This window comes from Pseudomonas marincola (assembly GCF_900116605.1).
Taxonomy (GTDB): domain Bacteria; phylum Pseudomonadota; class Gammaproteobacteria; order Pseudomonadales; family Pseudomonadaceae; genus Aquipseudomonas; species Aquipseudomonas marincola.
On sequence record NZ_FPBC01000008.1, the window covers coordinates 118,110 to 136,450 of the forward strand.

Sequence of the window (18,341 nt, forward strand, 5' to 3'; positions counted from 1 at the left end):
AGCCTCAAGATAGCCGCCTGCGTGCCCGTTGCAAAGTCACTTGAGCTTAGCCCTGCAATGTTACCGCCGTGAAATATTAACTGTCGGGTGTAGCAGCGGGTTGCGCGAGCAATTGGCAACCTTGGCGCTGGCCCTGCCATTGCGCTGTTTGAGTGCTGCCCAGCCCGCGTGCAGTCACGCGCTTGCTGGCCTGATCATCAAGCAGTTCGCTCAATGGGATGTACTGATTGATGTAGCCTTCGCAGTAGTTCGGCGGATTATTCATCACATAGCGGCACGAGCAATATTCCTTGGCCGAGTAGGCCCCGATAATGCTCGGAAACGCTTGCAGATCAGCGCGATTAGTCCAGCCCCAGCCAAGCGCGATAAGCACCAGCACAGCCAAAATCGACAACCATGGATGACGACGGATCATGGTTTGACTCCTGGCCCGAAGGCGGCGGTGACACGTTTGAGCAATTCGTTGTGTTTGTAACTGCCGTCGCGGTCATCGCCATAGCGCACCACGACCAACTTTTCTTCTGGCATCACGTACATCCCTTGCCCCCAATGGCCGAGCGCGGCAAAGGTATCGTCTGGTGCGTCCGGCCACGGCTTGCTGCCGGTTGGCGCGGCGCTGTTGAGCCACCACTGGGCGCCAGGCACGGCGCCATCGGGCTTTTCAGCGTCGGCTTGATAACCGGCAAACGGCGTCAGGTTGAAAGTTACCCAGGCATCGGGCAGCAATTGCTGATCATGCCAACGCCCGCGGCGCTCCATCAGCAAGCCGATACGGGCCAGATCGCGGGCCGTCATGTAGGCATTGGAAGACCCCACGAAGGTGCCCGATGTATCTGTTTCCCAAACGGCCGAGGTGATTCCCAGTGGCTCGAACAGCGCCGTCCACGGGTAATCGGCATAAGCTTTGACGCCGACGATATTTTTCAGCGCCGCCGCGAGAATATTGCTGTCGCCACTGGAATAACGAAACCGCTGGCCCGGCTCGGCATCCGCCGGGGTTTGCGCGGCGAACGCGGCCATGTCGGTTCGCCCACGGGTGTACAACATGGCGACCACCGAGGACTTCAGCGGCGCGTATTCATAACCTTCCTGCCAGGCAAGGCCGGAGGCCCAGTTGAACAGATGGCCCATCTTGATACCCGGGTGCTCAGCCATTGGCGCGTAATAAGCGGCAACGGGCGCATCTAACTTGAAACGCCCTTCGCCATAGGCAACCCCGAGCACGCTGGCCATCAGACTTTTGCTCATCGACCAGGTCAGGTGCGGCGTGGTGGCGGTAGTTGGCCCGGCGTAACGCTCGTAAATAATCTGGCCATCGCGGATCACCAGCAACGCATCGGTGCGCACACCTTTGCGGGCCTCATCATCGCGCACCGGAAAGGCGTAGTCTTCCAGCGCGGTAATGGCCGCGCTGGTGCTGGCGGGCGCTGCGCTCCAATGCGGATCAGGCCAGCGCTCAGCGGCCAACACAGCACTGCAGGGCAATGCCAAGGCCAGGGCAAGAGTCAGTCGCGGGAAAAGCGGGATACGCATGGCAGCAGCTCGGCAACAAGGGAAGCTGCACCCTAGCACGGGAAATATGACCCTCAATAGCGCGATATATGCCGTTAATGCGGCTTATTTGGCGCGATAGGTCAAGGTTGATACTGGGTTAACGCGGCAAGCGAAAATCGTCAGGCCCCATCAGGTCCAATCCACACTCCAGCGTCTCGACCCAATCGAGGAACGCAGTGATCATTTCTGGCCCAACGAACGGGCGGCCATGTTGCGGCACGATCATCGCCACATCCATCTCGCGCACCATCGCCGCCCACAGCCGGCACACCTTGTTGCTGGCCATATAGCGCTGATGGAAGCCGCGCATGTGTGAGATGTGGCTGGCGAAGTCGCTCACCGGCGTTGCGTCATCCACCAGCGATGCGCCCATGTCGCCGGAAAACAGGATTTTGCTGACCGGGTCGTACAACTGAAAGTTGCCCACAGAATGCAGAAAGTGCGCGGGCACAGCTTTGAGCTGGCATTTGCCGAGGTTGAAACTCAGGCCGCGGTCCGGCAGCGCGAGAATCCGATCGTAGGTCGAGATACCGTGGTTGATGGCCAGATAATTGGCCGTCAGGTGCGGCAGAAAGCGCGCCCACAATTTGGAGCAGATGACCTTGGCCCGCGTGTGCAACAGCCATTTGTCCAGCGACGAGATGATGTCCGGGTCCTGATGCGAGGCAAAAATGTAGGTCAGGTCCTGCACCGGAATGAACCGCGACAACCCCAGCGACAGCGGGGTGTAAGTCAGATCGCCGCCGGGGTCGAGCAGCAGGTATTGGTCCTTGTCGATAATCAGGAACTGATTGGACTGCACGCCCTCGCCGCTCACCAAATCGTCGAACATCAGGCAGCTATGCCCGTCTTTCTCGAACAGCACTATCGGCTCACGGCGCATGATTTTTATTCCTGCAAAATCGCGCGACTCTAACGAGTCCGACCCATGCGGCTACTGATCTGGATCAACCCCGCGAGCTAGAGCGAGGCGAGCGCCTTGTGCAAACGCTGAGCGCGCGCCGAATTTGCGACATTCATCACAGTTTTGTCGCGACTCCATAGCGTCGCCCACTCAGCCGGTCCCGCTGCCAGTGCAGCGTCGATCTCGACCTGCAATGCATCGAACTGTGCGAACAGGCCCGCCAGCAGCACGTGCGTAGCGGCACTCGAAGCGCACAACCGCGATACCTCGCTGCAACCCGCCAGCAATGCCAGCAAACGCAACTGCAAGGGCTGCGGCCAGTCGCAAGTCTGGCCCACGCCATACAGCCAGGCACTCATGGCGCTGAGCACATGCAGGTCTTCGATGGTGCGAAACGGCTTGGCGTAATCGCTCCAGCCATCACCGGCCAGGCGCTCGCAAGGGGCGCTTTCCAGCTGCACCCGGGCATGGCTGACATCCGGCATGAACGGTAGCGCCGGCAGTTGTTCCAGACGCACGCCGGGCCCGCTGGTTTGCACCACGACCAGCGCCACGCGGGGCGCGTCTTCATCCGGTCCTTCCTCACGCGCCACCACCAACAGCCAGTCGGCAGCATCGCCAGCGGTGACAAAGTCTTTGCGACCATTGGCGTGCAACCACGACAAACGCGATCGCATGTCGGCCGGGCGCAGACTTTTGTTTTCAGTCACGCACAAGGCGCCAAGTGTCCACGGTGCAGATGGCCAGAGTGCGCGCAACGCCGCCTGATAACCGGCCAGAAAAGCCAAGCCCGGAGTGGCTGCCGCTCGCCCGCCAAGAATCGCCAGAGCCAGCGGTGACGGCTGCTGCAGCCGTTCAAGCAAGGCGCCATACCACTGATCGAGCGACGGATAAGCAGGGAGCCGTGGCTGATGACTCAACAATTCTTGCCAGCACATAAACAACCTCCGAAAACCATTTGGGCCGATGTCACACAAGCATCATGAATTGTTCATGGTGGTGACACTCGCAGTTTCTAGCCTGAGCTTGCCCAACAAGAATGATCGAATGCAAGACGTAGTCAGCACTTGCCCGAATCGGCTAACGGAGAAAGACCATGATCCAACAAGCAGCCAACACCAGTGCACGTCGTTTGCAGGCCGAACGTCTGAGCGGCCCTGCGGCTTTGCAAGAGGCTCAAGCCCTGCGCTATCGGGTTTTCAGTGCTGAATTTGACGCCAAGCTCAAAGGTGCCGAGTTAGGCCTGGACATGGACGACTACGACATTCACTGCAAGCACATTGGTGTGCGCGACCTCAATACTGGTGAATTGGTCGCCACCACTCGCCTGCTCGACCATCAGGCCGCCGCCGGTTTGGGCCGTTTCTACAGCGAAGAAGAATTCAGCCTGCACGGTCTGGTTCACCTGCAAGGGCCGGTACTGGAAATTGGCCGCACCTGCGTCGCATTGGGTTATCGCAACGGCGGCACGATTGCGGTGCTCTGGAGCGAGTTGGCAGAAATCCTCAATGAGGGCGCTTACAGCTACCTGATGGGCTGCGCCAGCATTCCCATGCAGGACGGCGGCGTGCAGGCCCACGCAATCATGCAGCGCCTGCGCGAACGGTATCTGTGCAACGAACACCTGCGCGCCGAGCCCAAGCAGCCGCTGCCGGCGCTGAGCGTGCCCGCCAACGTGATTGCTGAAATGCCGCCACTGCTCAAGGCGTATATGCGTCTGGGCGCAAAAATCTGCGGCGAGCCGTGCTGGGACAAGGAGTTTCAGGTGGCCGATGTGTTCATCCTGCTCAAGCGTGATGACCTCTGCCCACGCTACGCCCGCCACTTCAAGGCCGCGGTGTAATCGCGCAAGGCAAGCCTCTGAAACAGGCCGCGCGTGCAGTGCTTTTCAGGGGTTTGCTTGTGCGTCGACGCGCCACTGTGTAAAAAGTGCCGCCAGACTAGAGCCAACCCAACGGATACCTGATGATCAAACTGCGCCTGTATTTACGCTTGCTGCACCTGCTCGCCGTGATCGGTCTGGGCACGTTGATGGCCGCCATTGTCAGCCTGATGGAGCGCTGCAGCCGTCGCGACTTGCTGAGCATGCGTCAACGCCTGACCCGCTGGTTCCTCAGTCGTCTCAGCGCCGCCTTGCCGTTTCGCGTCAGCGTACGCGGCGAATTGCCGAAAAAGCCCATGCTCTGGCTGAGCAACCATGTGTCATGGACCGATATTCCGCTGATCGGCATGATCGCCCCGCTGTCGTTTCTGTCCAAGGCAGAAGTACGCACCTGGCCGGTTGCCGGTTGGCTCGCACGCAAAGCCGGAACCTTGTTCATCCGCCGGGGTTCAGGTGACAGCGCCCTGCTCAACCAGCAGCTCGGCCGGCACTTGGGCAGCGGTCATGATTTGCTGATTTTTCCGGAAGGCACCACCACCGACGGCAGCGCCGTGCGCACCTTTCATGGCCGCCTGTTGAGCAGCGCGATTGAAAGCGCCGTGGATATCCAACCGGTGGCCATCCGTTACACGCGCCAGGGCAAGCTCGACTCGATTGCGCCGTTTATTGGTGATGACGACATGCTCTCGCATCTGTTGCGCCTGTTCAGCAGCGATATCAGCGAAGTCGAAATCCAGTTGCTGACGCCCATTGCCAGCGCCAGCGGCAACCGCAATGAACTGGCGCGCAGAACCCAGACGGCGGTCAGTGACGCACTGTTTGGTCAGGCGCAACCTTGCGAGCCACGCGCCGCCGCTTAATCCTCACAGCGCCGCTGCTCGGCGACAAACGCCTGCAGCTGTGGATAAAACGCCTGAAAATCCTCCTGCAGCGGTTGATACAACCGCTGCAGTTCCAGCATCGCGTCAGCTAATTCCTCTGGGCGCGACAAACGCCGTTGCAGCCCGTAGATCACCTGCTCCAACACCGCAAAGTCGGCATAGCTGCCCAGCCAATCCTGCGCCGACATACGCGGTGCTATTCGCGCCAGATTGAGCGGCAACTCCGGTTCATTGGCCAGCACCGAGTAAACCCGGCTCGTGAACTGATCGAGTGGCTCACTGGCGTAATCAGCCCAACGATGCGCCAGGCAATGATCGAAGAACACATCCAGCACGATCCCGGCATAGCGCCTGCGGGTCAGTGAAAAACGCGCGCAGGCCTGAAGTTGCAGCGGGTGGCTGTCGGTGAACACATCAATGCGCCGATGCAAACGAATAGCGGCTTCTATATCTGGCGCGAACTTGCCGGTGAGCGGGCCTTTGACGAAGTCGCCATACAGGCTGCCCAACAACTGCGCGGGCGCGGTGCCACCTAGATGCAAATGGGCGAGGTAATTCATGGGCCAATTCATACCGTGTAGCGGGCAACTGTGCCCGACAGAAGTTGAGTGCAGCAGGGCTGCGATGTTCCATCAGCGCAATCAATGATCACTATCGCCGGAATCGAAGGGTATATCGGGCCGACCCGATATAAAGTTCGTCCCATAGCGATACGCAACCGGCGGAACCTGACATGCAAACAGCACATATCGACCACCAAGAGATTATCAAAGCCCTCGCGCATCCGGTACGTCGAGACATTCTCAACTGGCTGAAAAACCCGGAAGCGTATTTTGCAGACCAGGACCACCCGCTCGAAATTGGCGTTTGTGCCGGCAAGATTGACCGGCTCACGGGTCTGTCGCAATCCAGTGTCTCGGCACATTTGCGCACCCTGCAAAACGCCGGACTGATTACCAGCAAGAAGATTGGCCAATGGCACTTCTTCAAGCGTGACGAGGCGGCCATTCAGGCATTTCTCGAAGAATTGAACAACACCCTTTAACTCGCTGTAACTGCCTTAAGCGTTGTTGGCGTAGCCGCCAGCTTAATAGAACCAACGCGCGTCGCTCTGACGCACCGCGCAAGACTGAACCCGCAAGCATTTTTTGCACTCAACGAATAACCCTGATGGAGCGCTACCCAATGCCTACTCTGTTCGATCCAATCAAAATCGGCGACCTTGAACTCAACAACCGCATCATCATGGCGCCGCTGACCCGTGCCCGTGCTGATGAAGGCCGCGTGCCCAATGCGCTGATGGCTGAATACTATGTGCAACGTGCGTCCGCCGGCCTGATCATCACCGAAGCGACAGCCGTCACCCCGATGGGCGTCGGCTATGCCAACACTCCCGGCATCTGGTCCGCGGATCAGGTACGTGGCTGGAGCAATATCACCAAGGCCGTGCACGCCAATGGCGGCAAGATTGTCTTGCAACTGTGGCACGTTGGGCGCATCTCCGATCCGAGCTTCCTCGACGGTCAGGCGCCAGTCGCACCGAGCGCACTCGCGGCCAAGGGCCACGTAAGCCTGCTACGTCCAATGCGTGACTACCCGACTCCGCGCGCACTGGAAACCGAAGAAATCGAAGACGTTATCGAGGCTTATCGTCAGGGCGCAGAAAACGCCAAAGCGGCCGGTTTTGATGGCGTCGAAATCCACGCCGCCAACGGCTACCTGATCGACCAGTTCCTGCAGGACAGCACCAACAAGCGCACCGATCGCTACGGTGGCTCGATTGAGAACCGCGCACGCCTGTTGCTGGAAGTCACCGATGCCGCCATTGGCGTCTGGGGTGCTGGCCGTGTAGGTGTGCATCTGGCGCCACGTGGCGACTCGCATGACATGGGTGACTCGCAGGCCAGTGAAACCTTTGGCTATGTTGCCGCCGAGCTGGGCAAACGCAACATCGCGTTCATCTTCACCCGTGAAAAGGCCGGTGAAGACAGCCTGACCCCGGCACTGAAAAAGCAATTTGGTGGCATGTTCATCGCCAATGAGCGCTTCAGCAAAGAGCAAGCCAACGAGTGGCTGGCTGCCGGCAACGCCGATGCAATCGGCTTCGGTATACCGTTCATTGCCAACCCGGATCTGCCCGCTCGCTTGCAGGCTGATGCGCCGCTCAACGAGCCGCACCCGGAAACCTTCTACGGTTCTGGCCCGGTCGGCTACATCGACTACCCACGGATGTAACCAGCAGCCCGTTACTCAGGTAACTGGCAGCAATAAAAAACCGGGCCTGGCCCGGTTTTTTATTGCCGATGATAAATTTAACGCTTGGCGTCGATTTGATCCTGCAGGTTGCGAATCTGCGCCTGCAAGGTCGTAATGCTGCGGGTCATCTGGGCGCGGAAGGCATCAAATTCAGCCGTGTTGTTTTTCGGCGCCGGTGCGGCCTTTGGTGCAGGCTGATTGTCGAACTCGCTGCGCAGCACCAGCAGATCCTGGCTCAACCGCTCAATGTCAGCGCCCGGATTGCCGATTTTCTTCAACTCAGTCACATCGCCATTCAAACTCTTGAGCTGGCTCTGCAATTTGCTCACGTCACCTTGAGCAGCAACCAGATCCGCTTGTTGTTTCTTCAGGTCTGCCTGCTCGCTGGTCAATGCCTGCAATGCATCGGCAAGTTTAGTGCTGCCGCCCTGCTGCGATTTCACATCGGCCTGAACTGCCTCGAACACTTTGTTCTGTTCAGCTAGCTGAGCAACAGCCTTCTGCTGCTGGCCTTCCAGTTCGCCAAGCTTGCGTTGCAGTTGTTTGACCTCAAGTTTCAGCGCTTCGCTGCCGGAGGTCACGCTGGACTCGGCCGCGACAACCTTGCCGGAAATATCCTGAATACGCCCTGCAGCCTCTTCGCTGATTCGCGCAAAGCTTTCCTGCGTGGCGACCAGTTGCTGTTCCATCAGGTTGATCTGCTGAAAACTCCACCAGCCAAGCCCGGCGAAGGCAATGGTCAGCGCACCGACCAACGCCCAGAGCGGGCCGGTAGAGGCCGGTTTCTGCTCGCTGCCCACAGGGCCGCGCACATGCACCGGGCGTTGTGCGGCAGGTGCTGCTACAGGCTCGGAAAAATCATCCTCCTCGCGCGCTCTGGCAGAGAGGCTGGGAACATGATCAATTTCGTCGTGTGCATCGTTACGCATGTTTAAACCTTTGGAAGGACACAGATAAGCTTGGAGCCACTGAAACAGCAGCGAACGCAGGACGCTCAGCGATTGCGCAATCGGCGCACAGTATAACGCCTCAGCGGCGCTGCATCAGTGTTGCGCAAAGTCTTTGCGCCATGCACTGAACAAGCGCACAGACCCGCCCAATCGACAGGTACAAAGCCCCACAGTTCCGCGGTTAGTGAAGTGGTACACGCTTTGCAGTCCCCTTTGGCGGGGCACAAGACCCGGTAATTGTTCGACATGCTAAACCTTCGACCTGTAAGACTCATGCAGGCCTGTAAGGTCGCGAACGCCCGAGATGGGCAGGCGCGACTCATAATCAATAACAGGAAGGCCAATGGAACTGAACAAAGCGGTAATCGATTGTATGCAAAGCCTGCGCCGCCGGTTGCGCGCAGAACTCGCGGTTGATATTCGCCTTAGCCAACCGGATGCCGGCAGTGCAGGCTCATACAAGGTGTATCGCGGCCAGCGCGTTTACAGCTAACTCAATTGGGCTGTACGGCTTTCCACCACTGGCAGAACTCGTCGAGTGCGGTCCATACGCTGACTTGCGGATCGTAGTCGAGGTATTGCTGTGCGCGGCCGATATCCAGCGAGAAGTCTTTGGCCATCACCGCCATGCCCAGGCGAAAGATGGTCGGTTCCGGACGCCCCGGCAGCAACTTGCAAACGCCCTCGTTCAGCGCCGCCGCACTATAAGCCAGACCAAATGGCAGATGTTTGGTGACCGGGGGCATGTCGAGTTTGCGCATCACGTAATTGACCACATCCCAGAGCGGCACCGGCTGGCCGTTGCTGATGTTGTAGACCTTGCCCAGCGCCGGACCTGTCGCCATCAGGCAACTGAACAAGGCGTCGTTGAGGTTCTGCATGCTGGTGAAATCTACCTTGTTCAGGCCATTGCCGATGATCGACAACCGGCCTTTGCGGTGCATATTGATCAAGCGCGGAAAAATACTGGTATCGCCGGCACCGGTGACAAAACGCGGGCGCAGCGCCAGCACTTCAAGGCCAAATTCCTGAGCACCGAAAACCTGTTGCTCGGCTAAATACTTGGTCTTGCCGTAATGGTCGCTGAAACGCTTGGGGATCTGTTCTTCCTGGATGCCGACATGCGCCTGACCGTCGAAGTAGACCGAAGGCGACGACAAATGCACCAGGCGCCGTACGTGGCGTTTCAGGCACGCCTCGATAATGTTTTCGGTCACGACCACGTTGGCCTGATGGAAATGCTCGTACTTGCCCCAAACACCAACAGCGCCCGCGCAATGCACCACCGTATCGATGTCTTCACAGAGGCGTAAGGCCAGCTCGGGATCGGACAAATCACCCTGAATAAATTCGGCGCCCCGTTTGACCAAATGCTCAACGCCCTCGGGACGACGGCCATTGACCCGCACTTCAAGCCCTTGCTCGAGGGCAAATCGCGCAAAGCGCCCACCAATAAAGCCGCTCGAACCGGTGACCAGAATTTTCATGGGTGATGTCCTGTTGTTTTGTTTGCCGCACTCTAGCAGTGCCGCCTGCCGGGTTACGTGGCCTATCACGCCAGAATTACGACCTGACAAGCGCCCGCCGGCCACTCTGCACGCTCTGCATGCCGTTTGGCAACGCTGCATTTTCATGTGTAACCAGCACAAAGTCTTACTACCGTCAGTCTCAGTCCGATAGCCGCGCCGCAAGGCCGACGCTTATAATTTCCGGGCATTTTTTAAGGTTATTACGATAACCACCCGCAACACGCATTCAATCGGATAGGGATATGACGATGAAATTTGACGCCATCATTATTGGCGGAGGCAATGCTGGATTCGGTGCCTCTTCAATTCTTGCCGCCGCCGGCCAGAAACTGGCCTTTATCGAGCAGGCCGAATTCGGTGGGACCTGCCCGAATCGTGGCTGCACACCTAAAAAGGTGCTGGTGGCTGCGGCCAAATCACTCGACGAGATCAACAAGGCCAGCGGCCACGGTATCAGCGTTTCAGCGCCAACCATCGACTGGACCCAGCTGATTGGCCGCAAAGACCAGATGATCGACTTCATCCCCGGTGCCATGCTCGGCGTGGCCGAGAAGCGCGGCACGGTTTTCACCGGCAGCGCCAAATTTGTCGGGCCCAACGAAGTTGAAGTCAACGGTCAGGTCTTGCAGGCCCGCAACATCATCATCGCCACCGGCTCGAAAACCCGCCCGCTGCCGATCTCCGGCGCGGAACTGATGATGACCTCCGACGATGTACTGGCCAATACCGAGTTGCCCAAAGAAGTGATCTTTGTCGGAGGCGGCGTCATCGCCCTGGAATTCAGCCACGTCTATGCGCGGGCCGGGGTCAAAGTAACGATTCTCGAGGCGATGCCGCAATTACTGCCGCGCCACGATACTGATGCCGTCGCCGCCTTGCAGAAGGCCACCGAAGCGCTGGGCGTGAGCATCATGACCGACGTCAAAGTGATGAAAATTACCCCCGACGGTGAGCTGCTGAGCGTGCATATCGAGCATCAGGGCAAGTCGCTGATCCTCACGGCCGATGCGGTGGTCAATGGCGCCGGGCGCGTGGCCAACATTGACGATCTGGACCTGAACGCCGGCAATGTCGAGCACAAGGGTTATTCGATTCAGGTCGACGAATTCTTCCGCTCAACCAGCAACCCAGCCGTTTGGGTCGCCGGTGACGCCGTCGCCAGCACCGCTCAGCTGTCGCCAATCGCCACCATCGAAGGCCAGGTGGTCGCGCGCAACATTCTTGAAACCCCGCAACACCAGACCGACTATCGCGTGTTGCCCACAGCGGTTTACACCATTCCGGCGCTGAGCAGTGTCGGCCTGACCGAGCAGCAGGCCATCGATGCCAAGCTGAATGTAGAGGTTATCAACAGCGACATGAGCGGCTGGTTCTCCAGCAAGAACGTGCTCGCCGAACATGCGTGGGCGAAGATGATTGTCGATAAAGACACAGACATGATTGTAGGGGCGCACATGCTCGGGCATCAGGGCGAGGAATTAATCAACCTGATTGCCATGGCCATGCGTTTCAACATCACCCGCAGCGAGTTGAAGGGCCAGTTGTTCGCGTATCCTACGTTCAGCTCCGACCTGAAAAATCTGATGTAAACCCTGGGTTGCAGGCCAAAGGCTCCTGATGTTCAGGGGCCTTTTTTGTGCGAGGAATGTGCGTGTGCGCACCGTGGTCTCAAGCACTCACCAGCATAATCCCAGCCACTTGCTGCAGGCGCCAGGTGAGTCGATCAAGCAACTCACCACCATTGCGCCAGTGATGCCAGTAGATCGGCACATCAATCGGCTGATCGGCCACCAACTCAATCAATTCGCCACGCGCCAACTCGGCCTGCACCTGCAGTTCTGGCATCAGGCCCCAGCCCAGCCCTGCGCAGGTCATGCGCACAAAACCCTCGGAGGATGGACACAGGTGATAAACAAAGCCGCCGTTCACGCCCAACGCGGCCATGTAACGATGCTGTAGAAAGTCATCCGGGCCGAAAACAATGGCCGGCACCTGCGCCAGTTTTTCAGCCGTCACCCCTGATCTGAAGTGACGCGCGATAAACTCAGGGCTGGCGAATGCGCGATAACGCATGGCCCCAAGCAGCACGCTTCTGGCACCCGCAACCGGCCGCTCGCTGGCGCAAATGCACGCCGCCACATCGCCGCCGCGCATGCGCTTGAGCCCGACGTCCTGATCCTCGACGACCAGATCGAACACCACGCGGTTATCCGCGCAGAACTGCGCCACAGCTTGCGCCCACCACGTGGCGAGACTGTCGGCGTTGAGCGCCACGCGCAAACGCTCCGGCAAACCTTCCTCGTTGAGTGCCGGCACCTGTGCCTGCAAATCGCGCTCAAGCAATCGCACCTGCTGCACATGGTTGAGCAGACGCCGGCCGACTTCGGTGGCTTGCGGAGGCGTTTCGCGCAACAACACCGGCTGGCCCACACGCGCCTCGAGCAACTTGATGCGCTGGGATACAGCCGGCTGCGACAACCCGAGCATTTGCGCGGCGCGCTCGAAACCGCCCTGCTCGACTACAGCGGCCAGCGCCGCGAGTAACTTGTAATCAAACACATCATTTTTCCTTATATAGGATCATCATAATTAATTTCTCTTATACATCGAGACACGCCACATTAGCCAGCAAACCAAGCCCCTGAAACTGACTGATGGAGTTAGCGCAATGCCCGCAATCACCGACTTGAGCGAACTGTTAAAGCACATGAAGCCACTGCTCAATACCGGTGAATATGTGTTTTGCAGCATTGCCAGCCGCGCGCAACTGGGTGCTGTCGAGCCGCTGGGCAGCTTTCGTGAAAGCGAAGGCCTCACCGTGATTGTTGAACGTGAACAGGCGCAAGCGCTGGGCTTGAACTTCGACTACGTGGCTGCCTGGCTGACCCTTGAAGTGCATTCGGCGTTGGCCGCTGTTGGGCTCACCGCCGCCGTGGCCAAAGCGCTGGCGGATGCCGGAATCAGCTGCAACGTGATTGCCGGTTTTTATCATGACCATCTGTTTGTCGATCACGCGCAGGGTGCGCGGGCACAGCAGGTGTTGCAGCAACTCAGCGAGGGCCAGTAATCATGTGGCAGAGCTATAGCAACGGCATATTGGTTGCCATCGGCCTGATCATGGCGATCGGGGCGCAAAACGCATTTGTCCTAGCCCAGAGCCTGCGCCGCGAGCATCACTTGCCCGTGGCGATGCTGTGCATTGCCTGTGACGCCATTCTGGTGACTGCCGGCGTATTCGGGCTCGCCACGTTACTCAGCCAAAGCCCGACGTTAATGGCCATCGCGCGCTGGGGCGGCGCGGCATTTTTAATCTGGTACGCAAGCCAGGCACTGCTGCGCGCATGGCGTCCGCAAGCGCTGGATGAAAATGGCCAGGGCACTCCGCGGCCATTGAAGGCGGTCCTTCTGGCGGCGCTGGCAGTGACCTTGCTCAACCCGCATGTGTACATAGACACGGTATTGCTGATCGGCTCGCTGGGTGCCCAGCAACCAATGCCGGGGGCCTATGCGCTGGGCGCCGCTAGCGCCTCGATGATGTGGTTCATGAGCCTGGCGTTTGGCGCGGCCTGGCTTGCACCGTGGCTTGCGCGCCCGACTACATGGCGCCTGATCGATCTGGCTGTGGCCGCCATGATGCTGACCGTCGCACTGCAACTGCTGCTCAATCCGGTATAAGGCGAAAACGCACGCTGTTGGTGGGCGTGCAACTGTTATCCCACACAGTTGTCGCGTGGTTATGCGCCCTTTCCGATGCTATGATCGAAGATTCGCGGCACAGGGACGCCAAAACGCCCGCCGCTTTGTTTGGCCGCCCGTGATCGGCCTTGCGAACATCGCCCCAGACCTGACTAGGAGATAATCATGGCTTTCGAATTACCGGCGCTGCCGTACGAAAAAAACGCTCTTGAGCCGCACATTTCTGCGGAAACTCTGGATTTTCACCACGGTAAGCACCACAACACTTATGTGGTCAACCTGAACAACATGGTTCCAGGTACCGAGTTTGAAGGTAAGTCGCTCGAAGAAATCATCAAGACTTCTTCTGGTGGTGTTTTCAACAACGCCGCACAAATCTGGAACCACACCTTCTACTGGAACTGCCTGAGCCCTAACGGCGGCGGCGCTCCAACTGGCGCACTGGCTGACGCGATCAACGCGGCTTTCGGCTCGTTCGACAAGTTCAAGGAAGAGTTCAGCAAGACTTCCATCGGCACCTTCGGCTCTGGCTGGGGTTGGTTGGTGAAGAAGGCTGACGGCTCCCTCGCACTGGCCAGCACCATCGGCGCAGGCTGCCCGCTGACCAGCGGCGACACCCCGCTGCTGACTTGCGACGTGTGGGAACACGCCTACTACATCGACTACCGCAATGCGCGTCCTAAGTATGTTGAAGCGTTCTGGAACCTAGTTAACTGGGACTTCGTAGCGAAAAACTTCGCCGCTTAAGTTTCAGCCCAGAGAAGCCCGGCTCAGGCCGGGCTTTTTTATGCCCGGAGAAAATTGCCGACGTCATGGCTGCCCTACAGTTGTTTGAAATTTATATTCAAGTCTCAGGCACTATGAACCGATACGCAGACGGGGATTATTCAATTTTTGCACCCTGCTCAATCGGGTAAACGTCTGGCGTTTCAGGCCGAACATTTATAGCCACGACCTTTGACGACACCGGGCAGTTTGCCAATACTGCAAAGAGCCGAATCGCAACGCTCTGAAACAAGGATTGCTATTTGAAGCAGGATCGCAAAAACAGCTTGTCACTCAAACTGCTCAGAATGGTTTTGTTCTCTGCGCTTATCGTGGGTGTCGTTCTGAGTTGTGCGCAAATTGTCTTTGACGCCTATAAAACGCGTCAGATGGTGACCAATGACGCCAATCGAATTCTCGACATGTTTCGCGACCCTTCCACGCAAGCGGTGTATAGCCTCGACCGCGAAATGGGCATGCAGGTAGTCGAGGGTCTGTTCAAACATGAATCCGTGCATTACGCGGCGATCGGCCACCCGAATGAGCCGATGCTGGCCGAAAAAACCAGGCCATTGCTCGACCTGCCAACGCGCTGGTTAACCGACCCGATTCTCGGCAAAGAGCAAACCTACAACACTCAGTTGGTGGGTCGCAGCCCGTATAACGAATACTACGGCGACCTGCGCATCACGCTGGACACGGCGGTGTATGGCGCCAACTTCATCACCAACTCGGGCGTGATCTTTATTTCCGGGGTGCTGCGCGCGCTGGCGATGGCGTTGGTGCTGTATCTGGTTTACCACTGGCTGCTCACCAAGCCGCTGGCAAAAATCATCGAGAACCTGAGCAATATCAATCCGGACCGTCCGAGCGAGCACAAGCTGCCGATGCTCAAAGGCCACGAGCGCAACGAACTCGGCCTGTGGATTAATACCGCCAACCAACTGCTCGCCTCGATTGAGCGCAACAGTCAGCTACGCGACGAAGCCGAGAGCAGCCTGCAACGCATGGCGCAGTTCGACTTTCTCACCGGCTTGGCCAACCGCCAGCAGCTGCAAAGCCAGCTTGATCAGATTCTTCAATCCGCAGGACCGGCGCAGCGTCGGGTGGCTGTGCTGTGCGTGGGTTTGGATGACTTCAAGGGCATTAACGAGCAGTTCAGTTATCAGGCCGGCGACGCTCTGCTGATGGCTCTGGCTGATCGCTTGCGCACCCACAGCAGCCGCCTTGGCACGCTGGCACGCTTGGGCGGCGATCAGTTTGCATTGGTACAGGCCGGCATCGAGCAGCCTTATGAGGCGGCCGATCTGGCTCAAAGTATTCTCGACAGCCTGGAGTCGCCGTTCCAGGTCGACGGCCAGGACGTGCTGCTGCGCGCCACCATCGGCATCACCCTGTTCCCGGAAGATGGCGATAACACCGAGCAGTTGCTGCAAAAAGCCGAGCAGACCATGACGCTGGCCAAGTCGCGTTCGCGTAACCGTTACCAGTTCTACATTGCCAGCGTCGACAGCGAAATTCGGCGCCGGCGCGGGCTCGAAAAGGATTTGCGCGAAGCCCTCTCGCTCAATCAGTTCTATCTGGTGTTCCAACCGCAGATTGAATACAAGCACAACCAGATCGTCGGGGTTGAGGCGCTGCTGCGCTGGTCTCACCCGGAGCACGGGCTGATTCCACCGGATCAATTCATTCCGTTGGCCGAGAGTAACGGCCAGATCACCGCTATTGGTGAGTGGGTGCTCGACCAGAGTTGCCGCCAACTGCGTGCGTGGCACGACATGGGTTTCAACAACCTGCGCATGGCCGTCAATCTTTCAACCGTGCAGCTGCACCATGCCGAACTGCCTCGCGTCATCAGCAACCTGATGCAGGTTTACCGCCTGCCGCCACGCAGCCTTGAACTGGAAGTCACCGAGACCGGCCTGATGGAAGACATCAGCACGGCAGCCATGCACTTGCACAGCCTGCGCCGCTCCGGCGCGCTGATTGCGATTGATGACTTTGGCACCGGCTATTCCTCGCTCAGTTACCTGAAGAGCTTGCCGCTCGACAAGATCAAGATCGACAAGAGCTTTGTTCAGGATCTGCTGGATGACGAGGACGATGCGACCATTGTGCGTGCCATTATTCAGCTCGGTAAGAGCCTTGGCATGCAGGTGATTGCCGAAGGGGTCGAGACGGTTGAGCAGGAACGCTACATCATTGCCGAAGGTTGCAATGAGGGTCAGGGTTACTTCTACAGTCGCCCATTGCCGGCGCGTGAGCTAACCCCGCTACTGCGTCAGGCGCAGCGCAACAGCCCTGGCGCCAAACGAGTCAGCCAAGCTGATGCGCTAGTTGCCCAGGATCCAGGCAAAGCCTAACGCACCGGCAATACACACCGCCGCGCCCGCCGCTGCCTGCCAGTACAACTGGCGGGCCAGCTCATCTTCACCGGCACACGACAATATGAAGGGCTGCGACTCAAGTGGCTTGGCCATGTGATGCTGGTCAGGCTTGAGGCTGTCGACACGGTGCAAGTCTTCGGCTTCGAGTTGCGCGGCAAGGCGCACCCGATTCCATTCCTGCTCGTCCAGTTGGCCATTCCCGTCGGAGTCAAAACGCTGGAGCAAGCCGCTGAAGTCACTCTTCCAGTGACGAATCACCTCGGCCTGACGGCGCTGCAAATCCAGCCCCTGACGCCCACCGCCACTGCTGCGAAAATCACCAATGGCGTATAACGGCTGGCCAACGTGCAGGCGCTCTTCAATGTAGCGATAGCGCTTGCCCATGCTCAGGAACGCTGTGAGTCCGGACTTTTGCGGCCCACGCGGATGACGCAAACTGCCCTTCCAGATTTCCCGGGTAACAGGCCTCACTTCAGCGCCCTGCGGATTGATCAGGCACTCGCCAGTGCCATCACTGAGCTGCAGCCAACTGTCGCTGACGCCACTTTCAACCGGCCGCCAACTCTTTTTGTTGTCATCGCCAACATACTCTTCGATCCTGAAGCGCCACCACTGGCAAGGCTTGCCGGTTAATGGCGCGATAACTTCAGCGCCTGCACAGGCCTGTAAAACACCGTAGAACTCGACATAGCCTTGTGCGGCCGAGCGAATTTTCGAGGTGGGCGTGTCGAGCAAATGCCGCGCCTGCGCGTAACGCCGCATAAACCACCAGCCGCCCGCCACTGCCGCCCCGACACTCAGGCCCATGCCGATCCAGGCACCTTCAATTGCCATGGACTAACTGAACAGTGATTTGAGGTTGACGTCGGCCTTCTCGGCCTCAGTGAATTGCAGCAACTCTGCCGGTTTGAACGCCATCGCCCGGGCGATAAGAACATCCGGAAACTGCTCGATGCGCACATTGTTGAGGTTGACGGACTCGTTATACAGCTCGCGGCGATCCGCAATACCGTTTTCCAATCCGCTGATGCGCTGCTGCAAATGCTTGAAGCTTTCGTTGGCCTTCAGCTCGGGATAGTTCTCGGCCAGCGCAAACAATTGCCCGAGACCGGCGCGCAAACCACTCTCGGCTTTGCCCAACGCCCCGACATCGCCTTGCTGCCGCGCAGTGGAAACCGCCTGACGCGCATTGATCACCTGCTCAAGCGTGGTGCGCTCGTGCGCCATGTACTGTTTGCAGGTTTCTACCAGCTTCGGCAGCTCTTCGTGACGCTGCTTGAGCAACACATCAATATTCGCCCACGCTTTGCTGACGCCATGCTTGAGCCGAACTAAAGCGTTGTAGAGGGAAATGGCATAAGCCACGAGCAAGACCAATACAACAATCACGGCGACGCTAAACAAACTCATGCGGGTTTCTCCTTAACCTCTGCAATTAGGCAGTAGTGGCATTCTAGCGGCATCGAGACGCTTGCATAGCGTGATACTTCACGAGTTTTATGCGAATTAATCGCAACAAGGCTTTACAGATAATGCA

Annotated in this window: 20 protein-coding genes; 10 read left to right on the forward strand and 10 right to left on the reverse strand. The window is 58.4% G+C overall.

Annotated features, from left to right (window positions below; genetic code table 11):
* Positions 1–76: 76 nt before the first annotated feature.
* From BM395_RS14295 to BM395_RS14310, 4 genes are all read right to left on the reverse strand, one after another.
* On the reverse strand, positions 77–415 hold the full coding sequence (locus tag BM395_RS14295; RefSeq protein WP_090512957.1) for an amidase: 339 nt from the start codon (positions 413–415) through the stop codon (positions 77–79).
* The gene (locus BM395_RS14300) at positions 412–1,533 is read right to left on the reverse strand and encodes a serine hydrolase domain-containing protein (RefSeq protein WP_090512960.1); all 1,122 of its coding nucleotides are present in this window, start codon (positions 1,531–1,533) and stop codon (positions 412–414) included. The genes BM395_RS14295 and BM395_RS14300 overlap by 4 nt, the downstream gene beginning before the upstream one ends.
* Positions 1,534–1,651: 118 nt before the next feature.
* The gene (locus tag BM395_RS14305) at positions 1,652–2,437 is read right to left on the reverse strand and encodes an oxygen-binding di-iron domain-containing protein (RefSeq protein WP_090512962.1); all 786 of its coding nucleotides are present in this window, start codon (positions 2,435–2,437) and stop codon (positions 1,652–1,654) included.
* A 77-nt stretch (positions 2,438–2,514) separates the two neighbouring features.
* Complete coding sequence (locus BM395_RS14310; RefSeq protein ID WP_090512965.1) at positions 2,515–3,396, reverse strand: acyl-CoA dehydrogenase middle domain-containing protein; 882 nt, start codon at positions 3,394–3,396, stop codon at positions 2,515–2,517.
* Between the two features lie 158 nt (positions 3,397–3,554).
* Here BM395_RS14310 and olsB point away from each other — a divergent pair, with 158 nt between their 5' ends.
* Together olsB and BM395_RS14320 are read left to right on the forward strand one after the other, a co-directional pair.
* Positions 3,555–4,301 (forward strand): L-ornithine N(alpha)-acyltransferase, encoded by a 747-nt coding sequence (gene olsB / locus BM395_RS14315; protein WP_069897812.1) that lies wholly within the window; start codon positions 3,555–3,557, stop codon positions 4,299–4,301.
* Between the two features lie 122 nt (positions 4,302–4,423).
* Complete coding sequence (locus tag BM395_RS14320; protein WP_090512968.1) at positions 4,424–5,200, forward strand: lysophospholipid acyltransferase family protein; 777 nt, start codon at positions 4,424–4,426, stop codon at positions 5,198–5,200.
* Here BM395_RS14320 and BM395_RS14325 read toward each other — a convergent pair.
* Positions 5,197–5,781: an acyl carrier protein phosphodiesterase gene (locus BM395_RS14325; RefSeq protein ID WP_090512970.1), complete on the reverse strand. Its 585-nt coding sequence runs from the start codon at positions 5,779–5,781 to the stop codon at positions 5,197–5,199. The genes BM395_RS14320 and BM395_RS14325 overlap by 4 nt on opposite strands.
* 173 nt (positions 5,782–5,954) lie before the next feature.
* Between BM395_RS14325 and BM395_RS14330 the strand changes: the two genes are divergently transcribed.
* A complete protein-coding gene (locus tag BM395_RS14330; protein WP_069897815.1) occupies positions 5,955–6,266 on the forward strand; it encodes an ArsR/SmtB family transcription factor in 312 nt (103 codons plus the stop codon).
* Positions 6,267–6,406: 140 nt separating this feature from the next.
* On the forward strand, positions 6,407–7,456 hold the full coding sequence (locus BM395_RS14335) for an alkene reductase (RefSeq protein ID WP_090512974.1): 1,050 nt from the start codon (positions 6,407–6,409) through the stop codon (positions 7,454–7,456).
* A 77-nt stretch (positions 7,457–7,533) separates the two neighbouring features.
* Here BM395_RS14335 and BM395_RS14340 read toward each other — a convergent pair whose 3' ends face one another.
* Positions 7,534–8,406 carry an ATPase gene (locus BM395_RS14340; RefSeq protein ID WP_090512977.1) on the reverse strand — a complete coding sequence of 291 codons (873 nt, stop codon included), beginning with the start codon at positions 8,404–8,406 and terminating at the stop codon, positions 7,534–7,536.
* A gap of 364 nt (positions 8,407–8,770) precedes the next feature.
* On the opposite strand from BM395_RS14340, the gene BM395_RS23370 reads away from it, so the two are divergent.
* A complete protein-coding gene (locus tag BM395_RS23370; protein ID WP_170860598.1) occupies positions 8,771–8,920 on the forward strand; it encodes a hypothetical protein in 150 nt (49 codons plus the stop codon).
* A gap of 1 nt (position 8,921) precedes the next feature.
* On the opposite strand, the gene BM395_RS14345 is transcribed toward BM395_RS23370, so the two are convergent.
* Entirely contained in the window at positions 8,922–9,914 is a 993-nt protein-coding gene (locus tag BM395_RS14345) for an NAD-dependent epimerase/dehydratase family protein (protein WP_090512980.1), read from the reverse strand.
* A 284-nt stretch (positions 9,915–10,198) separates the two neighbouring features.
* On the opposite strand from BM395_RS14345, the gene BM395_RS14350 reads away from it, so the two are divergent.
* The gene (locus BM395_RS14350) at positions 10,199–11,545 is read left to right on the forward strand and encodes a dihydrolipoyl dehydrogenase family protein (protein ID WP_090512982.1); all 1,347 of its coding nucleotides are present in this window, start codon (positions 10,199–10,201) and stop codon (positions 11,543–11,545) included.
* A gap of 79 nt (positions 11,546–11,624) precedes the next feature.
* Here BM395_RS14350 and BM395_RS14355 read toward each other — a convergent pair whose 3' ends face one another.
* Positions 11,625–12,515, reverse strand: coding sequence for a LysR family transcriptional regulator ArgP (locus BM395_RS14355; RefSeq protein WP_090512984.1), 891 nt, complete (start codon positions 12,513–12,515; stop codon positions 11,625–11,627).
* Between the two features lie 109 nt (positions 12,516–12,624).
* Here BM395_RS14355 and BM395_RS14360 point away from each other — a divergent pair, with 109 nt between their 5' ends.
* The 4 genes from BM395_RS14360 to BM395_RS14375 all read left to right on the forward strand — a co-directional run bounded on the left by BM395_RS14360 (position 12,625) and on the right by BM395_RS14375 (position 16,780).
* Positions 12,625–13,023, forward strand: a complete 399-nt coding sequence (locus tag BM395_RS14360; protein ID WP_069897822.1) for an ACT domain-containing protein — start codon at positions 12,625–12,627, stop codon at positions 13,021–13,023.
* A 2-nt stretch (positions 13,024–13,025) separates the two neighbouring features.
* Positions 13,026–13,631, forward strand: a complete 606-nt coding sequence (locus BM395_RS14365; protein WP_069897823.1) for a LysE/ArgO family amino acid transporter — start codon at positions 13,026–13,028, stop codon at positions 13,629–13,631.
* 186 nt (positions 13,632–13,817) lie between these two features.
* Positions 13,818–14,399: a superoxide dismutase [Fe] gene (gene sodB / locus BM395_RS14370; RefSeq protein WP_069897824.1), complete on the forward strand. Its 582-nt coding sequence runs from the start codon at positions 13,818–13,820 to the stop codon at positions 14,397–14,399.
* A gap of 326 nt (positions 14,400–14,725) precedes the next feature.
* Complete coding sequence (locus BM395_RS14375) at positions 14,726–16,780, forward strand: putative bifunctional diguanylate cyclase/phosphodiesterase (protein WP_425287621.1); 2,055 nt, start codon at positions 14,726–14,728, stop codon at positions 16,778–16,780.
* Here the strand turns inward: BM395_RS14375 and BM395_RS14380 are convergent.
* Entirely contained in the window at positions 16,751–17,638 is an 888-nt protein-coding gene (locus BM395_RS14380; protein ID WP_090512990.1) for a GIDE domain-containing protein, read from the reverse strand. The two genes, BM395_RS14375 and BM395_RS14380, sit on opposite strands and share 30 nt — an antisense overlap.
* Positions 17,639–17,641: 3 nt before the next feature.
* Positions 17,642–18,214, reverse strand: a complete 573-nt coding sequence (locus tag BM395_RS14385) for a LemA family protein (RefSeq protein WP_090512992.1) — start codon at positions 18,212–18,214, stop codon at positions 17,642–17,644.
* Positions 18,215–18,341: the final 127 nt, after the last annotated feature.